The organism is Bradyrhizobium sp. Ce-3 (assembly GCF_022835695.1).
Lineage (GTDB): Bacteria > Pseudomonadota > Alphaproteobacteria > Rhizobiales > Xanthobacteraceae > Bradyrhizobium.
The window spans coordinates 243,739-256,517 of the sequence record NZ_BQUV01000011.1 but is presented as its reverse complement, the minus strand read 5'-3'; the positions used below and the strand labels follow the sequence as shown (position 1 = coordinate 256,517).

The window sequence follows — 12,779 nt, the reverse complement described above, 5'->3', positions numbered from 1 at the left end:
TCGCTCCCTGGGCTGTTCTTGTTGTGCCCGGAGAGTGGCATCAGTGGATGCAATCTCGCAACGGAAAGCGCAATTCCGCAGGATGGGCAAAGCGAGGCGCGTGCCCATATTTCCCCGTCATCCTGTGGAGCCGCGCAGCGGCGCTGCGCGCTCCTCCAGCGACAAAGGCGGAGCCTTTGCGCGGGGGTGACGGTGATAGTGCGAATGCGAGGCGGCAGTCCCGCAAAGCAGCCGGCTAGACCTTCAGCTCGCTTCCCGTCACGCGGCGATACGCCTCGAGATAGCGCTTGCTGGTGGCATCCACCACGCTCTCTGGCAGCGGTGGGGCGGGGGCGTCGCCGTTCCAGCGGCCGGCGTGGCGCTCGACGTCGAGATAGTCGCGCAGCGGCTGCTTGTCGAAGCTCGGTTGCGGCTGGCCGGGCGTGTAGGCGTCGACCGCCCAGAACCGCGACGAATCCGGCGTCATCACCTCGTCGATCAGGATGATGCGGCCGTCTTTGTCGCGGCCGAACTCGAACTTGGTGTCGGCGATGATGATGCCGCGGGCGCGGCTGGTCTGCTCGCCATAGCCATAGACATCGCGCGCCATCTTCTCCAGCGTCGCTGCGGTTTCCGCGCCGACGATCTCGCGTACGCGCGCCACCGTGATGTTCTCGTCATGACCGGCCTCGGCCTTGGTCGCCGGGCTGAAGATCGCGGGCTCGAGCTTCTGGCTCTCGACCAGGCCGGCCGCGAGCTTCTCGCCGGCCAGGGTGCCGTCGGCGGCATATTCCTTCCAGGCCGAGCCGGAAATGTAGCCGCGGATCACGCATTCGATCGGGAACACGGTGGTGCGCCTGCACAGCATCGCGCGGCCGAGAATGTCGGCGCGATGGTCCTTCAACTCCGGCACCGCGCGGATGATCTCGTCGGCATCGGCGCTGATCATGTGATGCGGCACGGTGCCTTCGAGCTGCCGGAACCACCAGGCGCTGATCTGGGTCAGCACCGCGCCCTTCATCGGAATGGTTTCCGCCATCACCACGTCGAACGCCGAGATGCGGTCGGTGGTGAGCAGCAGCACCCGGTCATCGCCGACGGCGTAGATATCGCGCACCTTGCCGCGGCCGATCCGGGGCAGGGGCAAATCGCTGGATAGCATCGCGGTCATGGGCGTGGTCTTTCGAAAGAAAGGCGCCCGCACGAGGTGTGCGGGCTGCCGGGGGTCTCAAGAGATAGCACAGGAATTAGCTCACTCCGGCAGCGGAATGAACTCGTGTTCGTGCGGAACCTGCGCGAAACGCCCGGTTTTCCAGTCCTGTTTGGCCTGCTCGATCCGCTCCTTCGACGAGGAGACGAAATTCCACCAGATATGGCGCGGCCCTTCCAGGGCGTCGCCGCCCAAAAACATCATGCGGGTCGGCCGCAGCGTCTTCACGGTGATGCGGTCGCCGGGCCGGAAGATCAGCAGCCGCGGCCCCTCGTGGCGGTCGCCCGCGATCTCGACCTCGCCGTCGACGATGTAGATCGCGCGCTCCTCATGATCGGGGTCGAGCGGCAGGCTGGTGCCGGCCTGCGCCGTGACCTCGGTATAGAACCACGGCGAGACCATGCTGACTGGCGAGCTGATGCCGAACGCCGAGCCCGCGATGATACGCGCGGTGAAGTCGCGCTCGGAGATCATCGGCAGATCGCCGGCGCCATAATGCTGGAACGAGGGCGCGATCTCCTCCTTGCCTGCCGGCAGCGCGATCCAGCTTTGCAGGCCGAGCATCTTCTGGCCATCGCGGCGCTGCACGTCGGGGGTGCGCTCGGAATGCGAGATGCCGCGGCCCGCGGTCATCAAATTCATCGCGCCGGGCTGGATCTCCTGGATGTTGCCCTCGCTGTCGCGGTGCATGATGCTGCCGTCGAACAGATAGGTGACGGTGGCGAGCCCGATATGCGGATGCGGCCGCACGTCCATGCCCTTGCCGGCAAGATATTGCACCGGGCCGAAATGGTCGAAGAAGATGAAGGGCCCGACCATCTGCCGCTTGCCATGCGGCAGCGCGCGCCGCACCGCAAAGCCGTCGCCGAGATCGCGGGTGCGCGGCACGATGATCAGATCCAGCGCGTCGCAGGTCTGGGGATCGCCGAGTTCGGGATCGGTCGAGGGCTGCCAGCTCATGGTAATACTCCTTTGTACTTTACTCCGATCATACCCCAATCGTCGTCCCGGCCAAGCGAAGCGCGAGCCGGGACCCATAACCACCGATGCCTATGTTGCGAAGGCTGCGGCCCCAGCCCTACTCACCAAGTGATATCGGTGGTTATGGGTCCCTGCTTTCGCAGGGACGACGAGTTTATTTTGGTCTGCACCTGTTCTCGACAGCAGCAGTACAATCTTAGAAACTGGAGACGGTCATGGTTTCTCTGATCAAGCCTGGCGCAAGGCTGCTGCAGGTCGATGGGCCCGTGATCGAGACGGCGCGGCTCGTCCTGCGGCCATGGCGCGCATCCGACATCGCTGAGAACACGAAAATGCTGTCCGATCCCGGGACGGCGCGCTTCATCACGCCGGATCATCAGCCCGTCACCTCCGAGCTGAAGGGCTGGCGCAATGCCGCGGTCATCTCCGGTCATTGGGCGCTGTACGGCTTCGGCATGTTCGCGGTCGAGGAGAGATCGTCCGGCCGCTACATCGGCCGCGTCGGTCCATATTATCCGCCGGAATGGCCGGGCTTCGAGGTCGGCTGGGGCATTGCCAAGGAGTGTCGTGGCAAGGGCTATGCGGTGGAGGCGGCGCGCGCCGCGATCGACTTTGTGTTCGAGAACTTCACCGTCGACCGCGTCATCCATTGCATCGATCCGGCCAACGGCGCCTCGCAGGCCGTGGCGCTGCGGCTCGGCGCTGTCAATGAGGGCCCGGGCGAGCTCGAGGGCGATGTCGTCGATATCTGGGTGACGTCGCGTCAACGCTGGCAGCGCGGGCCATCTTGAAAAACCACGTCCAACCGACGATTGTTCGGCCATGACATCGGCTGCTTCAGATTGGGCCGCACTCGAACTCTGCCTGCGCAGCGCCAGCGTGGCGCTGCTGCTGGTGCTTGCCGCCTTGCTGCTCACTGATTTCCGCAAGGCCCTTTCGGGCCGGCTTGCGGCCGCCTTCGCGCTCGGCGCGGTCGCGCATGCGGTGACCGCGTCGATCGGCGCCGGGCCGCCGGTCTCGGACTGGCATGCGCCGCTGATCGCGCTCTCGACCGGCGATATCGTGGTGTTCTGGCTGTTCACGCGCGCGCTGTTCGACGACGCGTTTGTGCTGCGCTGGTGGCACGGCCTGATCTGGGCCGCGGTCGTGGCCTACAGCTTCGTCAGTTGCATGTGGATTGCGCCCGCCGGTCACGCGCGGATCGCGATCACCATGGTCAATTCGCTCACGCTCGTCTTCATCGCGCTTGCGGTGGTACAGACCATCAGCTCGTGGTCGGCAGATCTGGTCGAGCGCCGCCGCCGCGTCCGCGTCTTCATCGTTGCCGCGTCTGCGCTGTACGGCGGAATGAACGCGCTGCTGCAGATCGGCTATGCCGGCAGCCGCGTGACGGTGGAATGGGCCAATCTGGTGAACGCGGCCGTGCTCACCGCCATCGTGGCCGCGATCACCTGGGCGATGATGCGCGTCGACGGCGCCGACCTGTTCACGGTGCCGGCCGAGCCCGTCGTGCTGTTGAAGCCGGCTGCGGTGGAGGAGGCGGCGGACCAGAGACTGGTCGACGCGCTGATGCGGCTGATGGCGGATGAGCGCATCTATCGCCACGACAACGTCACGATCGGCACGCTGGCGACCCGGCTGAAAATCCCGGAATACCGGCTGCGGCGGCTGATCAACCAGCGGCTCGGCTACCGTAACTTCAATGTCTTCCTCAACAACCACCGGATCGAGGAAGCCAAGGCGGCGCTCGCCGATCCCACGCAGGCCGAGGTTCCGGTCATCACCATCGCGATGGATGCCGGCTTCCAGTCGCTCGGCCCCTTCAACCGCGCCTTCAAGGCGACGACAGGCGTCACCCCGACGGAGTATCGGAAGCTGAAGGTGGGTGTGGCGTGAGACGCTGCCGCGGGCTCCGCTGCACCCTCTCCCCTTGTGGGAGAGGGTGGCGCCGAAGGCGCCGGGTGAGGGGTCTGTCTCCGCGGATGGAGACCCCTCATCCGGCGCGGATTGCATCCGCGCCACCTTCTCCCACAAGGGGAGAAGGGAAGGGGCGTCTCCGCAGCTATCTGTAATCCCTAGCTAATTCCAGAATCGGCCAGCCCTCCCTAATCCTCGGCTAGCCCGATTTCCAAATCCGGCGAGCGCCCTCGCGTCCGCTGCGGCCTGATCCCGGCCACGCACCCATTGCGCCGGAGGATCCCGTGACCCGTCGAAAGCTCGTTCTCATTCTCATTGCCAGCACCGCGTTCGGCGCGCTGGCGCTGTCCGCCGCCCGCGCCCGCGATGTGCCCAGGGTTGCGACCGGCTTTGTCGCCAATGTGGTCTGCTCGGAGACCTTCGTCAGCGGGCTCGACCCCAGGCGAAACCTGAGGGAGACCACCGACGCGATGCCCGGCACCGGCCTGATCACCTGGGCGATGGACACCGAGGTCGATCTCGACCGCAAGGACGTCACCGTGACGCTGTTCGGGCTCGGCCGCAGCCACGCGGTCTATCGCGAGGGGGTGGGCTGCACGCTCGAACATGGCGAGGCGTTGGCGAAAATTCCGCTGCCGCCCGCCAAGCCAGAGGCCGCGCTGCTGCCCGAGATCGCCGGTCCCGCGCTCGTCGCGCCGCAGAGCCCGCAGCTTGCGGCCGCGCTGGATCGCGCCTTCGCGGAGCCGGCCGAGCCGCCGTTCCGCCGCACCCGCGCGGTCGTCGTGATGAAGGACGGCCGCATCGTCGCCGAACGCTACGCGGACGGCATCGGCACCGACACCCCGCTGCTCGGCTTCTCCGCCACCAAATCGGTGATCTCGGCCCTGATCGGAATCCTGGTGCGCGACGGCAAGCTCGCGGTCGACAAGCCAGTGCCGATCGCGGCCTGGCAGGACCCGAACGATCCGCGCCACGCCATCACGGTCGATCAGCTCTTGCGCCACACGGCTGGGCTTGCGCTCGGCAGCTCGCTGCAGGCCTCGCTGGCATCCGTGCTCGAGCCGGTCAACCGGATGAAGTTCATGGAGCCGGATATGGCCGCCTTCGCCGAGAGCATTCCGCTCGAGACCGCGCCGGGCCAAGCATGGAATTATCACGACGGCAATTATCTGATCCTCTCGCATCTGATCCGCAACGCGGCCGGCGGCCATGCCGCCGATGTGATGCGCTTCGCGCGCCGCGAGTTGTTCGATCCGCTCGGCATGCGCAACGTTGTGATGCAATTTGACGCGGCAGGCACGCCGGAAGGATCGGGCGCGATGATGGCGAGTGCGCGCGACTGGGCGCGTCTCGGCCAGCTCTACCTCAATGACGGGATGGCTGGCGACAAGCGCATCCTGCCCGAAGGTTGGGTGAAGTACTCCGCATCGCCGACGCCGAACGGCTGGGTCGGCATCGGCGCGGGCTTCTGGACCAATCTCGGTGACAGCTTTGGTGCCAACTACCGCGTCAAGCACGGCTGGCCGCGCGACGCCTTCTTCGCCAAGGGCACGATCGGGCAATATGTGATCATCGTGCCGTCGCAGCACCTCGTCATCGTGCGGCTCGGCCGCTCGCCGAACATGCCGCTCCAGGCGGACGGAGTGTTCGACCTGGTTCGGGACGTCGTCACGGCGACCTCGACCGGTGCGCGGCTCGCGGGCGGCAATTGACCGGCACGTCACACAACGCCCGCGCGATCGTGAGTTGAATCTCCGCTCCAGGAATTTTCTGATGCCGTGGCGCATCTCGCAAGGGACGCGCCACAGCTTCCTGAAACGTGCCTCAGCCGGGGACCATCATGCCGAAAGCCTACTGGATCGTGCACGTCACGGTGCACGATGAAGCGCGCTATCCCGAATATCTCGCCGCCGCGATGCCGGTGTTCGCCAGATACGGCGCCCACTTCATCGTGCGCAACGGCCCCTACGAGGTGATGGAAGGCGCAACGCGCCAGCGCAATTTCGTCATCGAATTCAAGGATCGCGCCACCGCGATGGAATGCTACAACTGCCCCGACTACCAGGCCGCGAAAGTGATCCGGCAGAAATATTCGGACGGCGATTTCGTGATCATCGATGGCGCGGACTAGGCTCTCCGTCATTCCGGGGCGCGAGCAGCGCGCGACACTCCCGCAACTGCCATCGCCCGGCTCGACCGGGCGATCCAGTACGCCGCGGCTTCTCGGCTCAAGCACAGCCGCCTCTGGAATACTGGATCACCCGCTTTCGCGGGTGATGACACCGAACAAGCTGTTTGACCGATTGAATCCAGGACGACCCTCATCGTCGTCCTGGCGAAGGCCAGGACCCATTACCGCAAATGGGAATTGTTGCGCGAGGCTGGGGCCACAATCCCGTTCATGATCAAATGCGGTGGTTATGGGTCCCTGCTTTCGCAGGGACGACAGTGGTGGGTGCGGCGCGCGCAGCCTGTGCAGCAGTGATCGATCCGCCTATTGCCGTCCGAGCTGCGTCGCCTTCTCCACGCGGTCGAACCGCTCCAGGGTGAGGATCGCATCCGCGAGCTGGTCGGCGCGCTTGTCGAGCACCGGGCGGGCCAGCGTCAGGAATTTCTGCTGCATCGCCTTGGCATCGGGGAACGAGGTCGGCTCGCCGGAGGGATCGGCGTAGAGGCGCTCGTGGGTGCCGTCATCGGTCGTGATCGAGACGCGGGCGCCGAACGGGTGGGTGCGGCCGACCTCGAGGCGGTCGTCCTGCACCACGTCGAACTTGTCGGCGAGTGCGTCGATTGCCGCATCGCCAAGCCGCTCGTAATCGTCCCAGCCGAAATGGCCCTGGTCGAGCGCGATCGCGCCGGTGAAGAACATCGAGAACTGGCCGCCGACCACCGAGGTCGGGTGGCGCTTGGTGGCGGCGTCGCCGGTCAGCGTGATGCCGTTGCGGTGCAGGCCGATCTCGACCTTCTTGATCTGGTCCGGCGTCAGATTGTGCTCGCGCCGCATCGCGATCAGCGCGTCGATCGCGGCATGGGTGTAGCGGCAGCTCGGATACGGCTTCACGCCGATCTTCAGCGTTTCATAGGTGCTGCCGAGGCCGGCCACCGCCTTGTCCGGATGGGCGTCATCGGTATAGCCGACCAGCAGGCCATGCTTGCCTTCGACCGCCTCGCTCGAGCCGATGAAATCATTGCGCGCGAGCGTCGCGGCGATCACGCCGTTCATCGCGGCGGCGCCGACCTGGTAGCGCTTGTTCCAGGCGCCATTGACCAGGAATTGCAGCGAGCCCGCGGCCTGGCTGCCGGAGACGCCGAACGCCGAGATGATCTGCTCCTTCGATAACCCGAACAGCTTGGCTGCCGCGGCGGCAGCGCCATAGGTTCCGGCGGTCGCGGTCGGATGGAATCCGCGGGCGTAATGCGAGGTCGGATCGAGCGCATTGCCGAGCCGGCAGCACACTTCATAGCCGGCGACGATCGCGGTCAGCACGTCGCGGCCGGAGGCAGAGACCATCTCGCCGACCGCGAAGGCCGCGGGCACCACCGGTGCGCTCGGATGCAGCGAAGAATCGGCGTGGGTGTCGTCGAAGTCGAGCGAATGGCCGAGCGCGCCGTTGAGCAGCGCCGCCACCGCCGGCGTCCAGGTCTTGCTGTCGCCGAACACCGTGGCCTCGCCCTTGCCGTCGAGCGCCAGCGCCTCCAGCATCTTCATCAGCGCGGGGGTCGATTCCGCATCGCGGCGGGCGCGAATGGTGCTGCCCAGGAAATCCAGCGTCAAAACCTTGGCGCGTTCCAGCACCTCCGGCGGAATGTCGGAATATTTCAGGTCGGCGACATAGGCGGCGAGCGTTGCGGTTTCGTGGGCCATCGTGTTTCCTCAATTTTGCGGCGCAGGGTAGGCGGGCGGGTTTGGCCTTTCAAGCCACCTTGCCGCCGCGGGCAGCAGCCATGCTTCGGGTCGCTGGACTTCAAGTCATGTAACACGGGCCTTTCCATTGATTGCGGATCAGGGTGCATGAGGACCTTCGCAAAACGCATGTTCGACAAGCTTTGGAGCCGCAAGACGCAGCTGGCGCTGGCGGTCCGGATCGCGTCCGCCGGCGTGGCGGCCTATGTCATCGCGGTGGCGCTGAACCTCATGCTGCCGCTCTGGGCGGTGCTGACCTCGCTGATCGTCACGCAAATGAGCGTCGGCCGCTCGCTGAAGGCGACGCGGGACTACATGCTCGGCACCATCGGCGGCGCCATCTATGGCGGCGCGATCGCGGTGCTGATCCCGCATTCCGGCGAGGGCAGCCTGCTGGCGCTGCTGGTGCTGGCGATCGTGCCGCTGGCCTTCATCGCCGCGCTCAATCCGAGTCTGAACTCGGCGACGGTGACGGCGGTGATCGTGCTGCTGCTGCCGACGATGCATCACTCCAACCCGCTGGACTCCGCGATCGACCGCGTGCTGGAGGTCACGGTCGGCGCGCTCACCGGACTTCTGATCTCGTTCCTGGTGCTGCCGTCGCGCGCGGTCAGCCAGATCCGGGTCAATGCATCGAAGCTGTTGGAACTGCTCTCGGCGGCGTTCGCCGAATTGCTGGCCGGCCTGACCCGCGGTCTCGACAATGACGCGCTGCACCGGATCCAGGACGGCATCGGCTCCGCGGTGACCAATCTGCACGCGACCGGGCTGGAGGCCGAGCGCGAGCGCTCGATGCATCTGTCATCGGGGCCGGATACCGGCCCGCTGCTGCGGACCATCCAGCGGTTGCGGCACGATGTGGTGATGATCGGGCGCGCCTGCGTCGTGCCGTTGCCGGCCGATATCCAGGCCAGGCTGGCGCGGCCATTGGCCGAGGTCAGCAAGGCGATCGTGGCCTACATGGTGGCGGTCGCGACTGCCCTGCGGGCCGGCAGCGGCCCGGCCGACATGGCGCCGGTCGATGCGGCGCTGCATGCCTACAGCGAGGAGGTTGCCGCGGTGCGCCGGGACGGCCTGATCCGCGGCCTGCCGGTCGATGCCGCCGAACGGTTCTACGCGCTCGGCTTCTCGCTCGACCAGATGCGGCAGAACCTCAACGACCTCAAGCGCTGCCACGGCAATTGGTGCACCAACGAGGATGCCCCGGAGAAGATCGTCGCCGGCACGCCGGAGAAGACAGCGGCGTGATCTCGGACTATGCCGTGCGGCGGGTCAGGCCCTTGCTCTCCATACGCCAGATCAGGAGATCGATACGGTCCTGACCGAAGAACGGTTCGTTCTCGAACACGAAGGTCGGTACACCCCAATGGCCGGATGCGGCGTGCGCCGCCTCGTTGTCCTTGATGATCTGCTCGTAGCGATCGGGATCGGCGGTGACAGCCGCATCCATCGCCGCGAGATCGAACCCGGCGGCATCGGCGGCTTTGGCCAGATGGTCGCCCTCGTTCCAGCCCTTCACCGAGCCGTCCCACAGCACGCGGCTGATGGCAGAGGTGAAGGCGAGCGAGCGTCCCTCGAGCTGGGTTGCGGCGCCGAGCCGGGTCAGGCGGTGGATGTAGGGCTGGTGCTCGGCGACGTCGAGCGTCGTCATGTCCTGCACGATCGGGTCCGGGCGCGGAAAGCGGAACGGGATGTTGTCATGCTCGGCGACGCGACGGGAGTCGAGCACGACATAGCGGGCGAATTGCGGATTGGTCCGCTTGAAGAAGCCGGGCACCCGCACCGCGAGCGGATAGACCGGCCGCAGATTCACTGCGACGTCGTAGTCGGCCACCATCTGCCGTGTCTTCGGCAGCGCAAGATAGCTGTACGGGCTGCGGAACGAGAAGAACAGGTCGACCGACAGGGTCATGCGCTAGCCTCCGTTCGGTGCGACCTCGTCGACCCTCATGCCGTCAGTCTGCGGGCCAGCAGGCGGAAACGCAAGATAAGGAGCGTCGCATAGACCGCAGTGCCGAGCGACAGCCCGATCCAGACGCCGGGCGCCGCGAGCCCGGCCCAGAAGGCGAGCGCAGAGGCCGATACAAAGCCGATCAGCCAATAGCTGATGACCGCGAACAGCAGCGGCACCTGGGTGTCGTTCATGCCGCGCAATGCGCCGGCGGTGGTGGTCTGCACGCCATCGGCGATGAAGAAGGTCGCGCCGATCAACAGCAGCATCGCGGTGAGCTGCGCGGTGGCGTCGGAGGCCTCGCCGAGGAACAGCGCCGCGATCTCGAACCGGCCCAGGATCACCGCGAGCGTCATGATGCTCATGAACACGCCGGAGAGCGCGACCGCGACAAAGCCGGCACGCTGCACCGCATCGGGATCGCGGCGGCCGACCGCCTGGCCGACCCGCACCGTGGCGGCCATGCTGACGCCGAACGGCACCATGAACAGGATCGCCGCGATCTGCAGCGCGATCTGGTGCGCCGCCAGCGCCGTGGTGCTGATCAGCCCCATCAGCAGGCCGGCCGCGCCGAACAGGCCGTATTCCAGCAGGAAGGCGATCGAGATCGGCGCGCCGATGGCGACGAGCTTGCCCAGCAACGGCCAGTCGATGCGCCAGACGCGGCTGAACACGTGGTACTTGCGGAACGGACGGCGGCGCGCCGCAAACCACACGCCGGCAAGGAAGGTGCCGAGATTGACGATCGTGGTCGCAAGCCCGGCGCCGAACATGCCAAGTTCGGGCATGCCCCATTTGCCGTAGAGCAGGAGGTAGACCATCAGCGCATTGGCCGGGATCGCGGCAAGCGTGATCCACAGCACCGGCTCCGGCCGGTTCACCGCGCTCATGAAGCCGCGGATCGCGATGAACCACAGCGCCGGCAGGATGCCCCAGGCGAGCCCAAACAGATATTGCTGCGCCAGATGCGCGGTGGCCTGGGTCTGGCCGAGCGCGAGCAGGATGCGCTCGCCATGGAACGGCAATGCCATCAGCGGCAGCACCATGAAGAACCCCGCCCACAGGCCGACGCGGAGCGCGCGCCGCATCACGCGCGGGTTGCGGGCGCCGAACGCCTGCGCCGCCAGCGGCGAGACCGCCGACATCATGCCCATGCCGATGGTGAAGCTGACGAAATACACGGTATGCGCCAGCGCCGCGGCGGCGACGTTCTCGCTGCCGAGCCGGCCGATGAAGGCGAGATCGGTCGTCATCATCGCGATCTGCCCGAGCTGCGTCAGCGCAAGCGGTACCGCGAGCTTCAGCGTTTCCGCGAGCTCGGCCGCGAGCAGCTTGCGAGGGACGGCAACGGCCGCGTTCGGCGCGGCCGGGTCGATCTTGTCGATGCAGGTCATGACGGCACGCTTTGCACGGCAAACCGGCCAGAAGGATGGCCAAGCTGCCCGAACGCGACGATCTCACGCAGGGATCGTCGCATTCCAAATTGTCGTTTGAGCATGATCTGACCGGAAAACCGCTTCGCACTTTTCCGGATCATGCCTGGATTAGGATCGCGCGGGTATCCGCTTGATCTTGGCACCGAGCGCGTTGAGCCGCTCGTCGATCCGCTCATAGCCGCGCTCGATCTGGTCGGCATTGTTGATGGTGGAGGTGCCGTTGGCGCAGACAGCGGCCAGCAGCATCGCCATACCGGCGCGGATGTCGGGCGAATTCATCGGCGCACCGCGCAGCCGGCTCGGACCGGCCACGATCGCGCGGTGCGGATCGCACAGCACGATGCGGCCACCCATCGCGATCAGATTGTCGACGAAGAACATCCGCGACTCGAACATCTTCTCGTGCATCAGGATGATGCCGTCGCACTGCGTCGCGGTGACGATCGCGATCGACATCAGATCGGCCGGGAACGCGGGCCAGGGCTGGTCCTCGAGCTTCGGCACATGGCCGCCGAAATCGTCGTGGATCTTCATGGTCTGGTTCGACGGCACGACGAGGTCGTCGCCCTCGATGCCGCAGACGATGCCGAGCCGCTCAAAACCCATCCGGATCGAGCGCAGATGCTCGACGCCGGCGCGCGCGATGCGCAGCGGCGAGCGGGTCACCGCGGCAAGCCCGATCAGCGACCCGACCTCGATATGGTCGGGCTGGATCGCGAAACTCGTGCTGCCGAGCGTCGCCGGCCCGTGCACGATGATGGTGTTGGTGCCGACGCCTTCGATCTTGGCGCCCAGCGCAATCAGGAAGTTGGCGAGGTCCTGCACATGCGGCTCGGACGCCGCGTTGCGCAGATAGGTGGTGCCGCGAGCGGCGACGGCGGCGACCAGCGCGTTCTCCGTCGCGGTGACGCTGGGCTCGTCGAGGAACACGTCGGCGCCCTTCAGGCGCGCGGCGCGAAATTCCAGCCGGTGCGTCGCGGTGACCGTGGCGCCGAGCTGCTCGAAGGCCAGGAAGTGCGTGTCGAGCCGGCGCCGGCCGATCACGTCGCCGCCGGGCGGCGGCAGCGCGACCTCGCCGCAACGCGCGAGCAGCGGCCCCGCGAGCAGGATCGAGGCGCGGATCCGCGCGCACAGCGCCGGATCGAGATCGGCGGCGCGGATTTCCTTGGCATGGATCTGCAGCGTGTTGCGCTCGGTCCATTCGGCGCTGGCGCCGACCGAACGGCACAGCTCGACCAGCGTTTCAGTGTCGCGGATCCGCGGCACGTTGGTCAGCGTGACCGGGTGCTCGGTGAGCAGCGCAGCTGCGATGATCGGCAGCGCGGAGTTCTTGTTGCCCGATGGCTCGATGGTGCCCGAAAGGCGGCGGCCGCCTTCGACGATGTATTGGATCGGCGGCAC

At 66.5% G+C, this 12,779-nt stretch carries 11 protein-coding genes; 5 read left to right on the top strand and 6 right to left on the bottom strand.

Annotated elements, in window-relative coordinates:
- Positions 1–235: 235 nt before the first annotated feature.
- Together BRSPCE3_RS32180 and BRSPCE3_RS32175 are read right to left on the bottom strand one after the other, a co-directional pair.
- Positions 236–1,150, bottom strand: coding sequence for a phosphoribosylaminoimidazolesuccinocarboxamide synthase (locus tag BRSPCE3_RS32180; protein ID WP_244070558.1), 915 nt, complete (start codon positions 1,148–1,150; stop codon positions 236–238).
- An 81-nt stretch (positions 1,151–1,231) separates the two neighbouring features.
- Entirely contained in the window at positions 1,232–2,149 is a 918-nt protein-coding gene (locus BRSPCE3_RS32175; RefSeq protein ID WP_244070556.1) for a pirin family protein, read from the bottom strand.
- Positions 2,150–2,385: 236 nt separating this feature from the next.
- On the opposite strand from BRSPCE3_RS32175, the gene BRSPCE3_RS32170 reads away from it, so the two are divergent.
- The 4 genes from BRSPCE3_RS32170 (at position 2,386) to BRSPCE3_RS32155 (ending at position 6,218) form a co-directional block, all read left to right on the top strand.
- Positions 2,386–2,961 (top strand): GNAT family N-acetyltransferase, encoded by a 576-nt coding sequence (locus BRSPCE3_RS32170; protein ID WP_244070555.1) that lies wholly within the window; start codon positions 2,386–2,388, stop codon positions 2,959–2,961.
- Positions 2,962–2,992: 31 nt separating this feature from the next.
- Complete coding sequence (locus tag BRSPCE3_RS32165; RefSeq protein WP_244070553.1) at positions 2,993–4,066, top strand: helix-turn-helix domain-containing protein; 1,074 nt, start codon at positions 2,993–2,995, stop codon at positions 4,064–4,066.
- 305 nt (positions 4,067–4,371) lie between these two features.
- Complete coding sequence (locus tag BRSPCE3_RS32160) at positions 4,372–5,799, top strand: serine hydrolase (protein WP_244070551.1); 1,428 nt, start codon at positions 4,372–4,374, stop codon at positions 5,797–5,799.
- 128 nt (positions 5,800–5,927) lie between these two features.
- Positions 5,928–6,218: a DUF1330 domain-containing protein gene (locus tag BRSPCE3_RS32155; RefSeq protein WP_244070549.1), complete on the top strand. Its 291-nt coding sequence runs from the start codon at positions 5,928–5,930 to the stop codon at positions 6,216–6,218.
- Between the two features lie 363 nt (positions 6,219–6,581).
- Here BRSPCE3_RS32155 and BRSPCE3_RS32150 read toward each other — a convergent pair whose 3' ends face one another.
- Positions 6,582–7,952, bottom strand: coding sequence for an MmgE/PrpD family protein (locus BRSPCE3_RS32150; RefSeq protein WP_244070547.1), 1,371 nt, complete (start codon positions 7,950–7,952; stop codon positions 6,582–6,584).
- A 147-nt stretch (positions 7,953–8,099) separates the two neighbouring features.
- Here BRSPCE3_RS32150 and BRSPCE3_RS32145 point away from each other — a divergent pair, with 147 nt between their 5' ends.
- Positions 8,100–9,239: an aromatic acid exporter family protein gene (locus BRSPCE3_RS32145; RefSeq protein WP_244070544.1), complete on the top strand. Its 1,140-nt coding sequence runs from the start codon at positions 8,100–8,102 to the stop codon at positions 9,237–9,239.
- 7 nt (positions 9,240–9,246) lie between these two features.
- Here the strand turns inward: BRSPCE3_RS32145 and BRSPCE3_RS32140 are convergent, their stop codons facing one another.
- The 3 genes from BRSPCE3_RS32140 to murA form a co-directional block, all read right to left on the bottom strand.
- On the bottom strand, positions 9,247–9,903 hold the full coding sequence (locus BRSPCE3_RS32140; protein ID WP_244070542.1) for a 2-hydroxychromene-2-carboxylate isomerase: 657 nt from the start codon (positions 9,901–9,903) through the stop codon (positions 9,247–9,249).
- Between the two features lie 35 nt (positions 9,904–9,938).
- Positions 9,939–11,336 carry an MATE family efflux transporter gene (locus BRSPCE3_RS32135; RefSeq protein WP_244070540.1) on the bottom strand — a complete coding sequence of 466 codons (1,398 nt, stop codon included), beginning with the start codon at positions 11,334–11,336 and terminating at the stop codon, positions 9,939–9,941.
- A gap of 150 nt (positions 11,337–11,486) precedes the next feature.
- A complete protein-coding gene (gene murA, locus BRSPCE3_RS32130; RefSeq protein ID WP_244070537.1) occupies positions 11,487–12,779 on the bottom strand; it encodes a UDP-N-acetylglucosamine 1-carboxyvinyltransferase in 1,293 nt (430 codons plus the stop codon).

Bases quoted from the DNA above. Each gene is read 5' to 3' on its own strand.
- BRSPCE3_RS32180 (WP_244070558.1), bottom strand. From the start codon at position 1,150: ATGACCGCGATGCTATCCAGCGATTTGCCCCTGCCCCGGATCGGCCGC.
- BRSPCE3_RS32175 (WP_244070556.1), bottom strand. From the start codon at position 2,149: ATGAGCTGGCAGCCCTCGACCGATCCCGAACTCGGCGATCCCCAGACC.
- BRSPCE3_RS32170 (WP_244070555.1), top strand. From the start codon at position 2,386: ATGGTTTCTCTGATCAAGCCTGGCGCAAGGCTGCTGCAGGTCGATGGG.
- BRSPCE3_RS32165 (WP_244070553.1), top strand. From the start codon at position 2,993: ATGACATCGGCTGCTTCAGATTGGGCCGCACTCGAACTCTGCCTGCGC.
- BRSPCE3_RS32155 (WP_244070549.1), top strand. From the start codon at position 5,928: ATGCCGAAAGCCTACTGGATCGTGCACGTCACGGTGCACGATGAAGCG.
- BRSPCE3_RS32150 (WP_244070547.1), bottom strand. From the start codon at position 7,952: ATGGCCCACGAAACCGCAACGCTCGCCGCCTATGTCGCCGACCTGAAA.
- BRSPCE3_RS32145 (WP_244070544.1), top strand. From the start codon at position 8,100: ATGAGGACCTTCGCAAAACGCATGTTCGACAAGCTTTGGAGCCGCAAG.
- BRSPCE3_RS32140 (WP_244070542.1), bottom strand. From the start codon at position 9,903: ATGACCCTGTCGGTCGACCTGTTCTTCTCGTTCCGCAGCCCGTACAGC.
- BRSPCE3_RS32135 (WP_244070540.1), bottom strand. From the start codon at position 11,336: ATGACCTGCATCGACAAGATCGACCCGGCCGCGCCGAACGCGGCCGTT.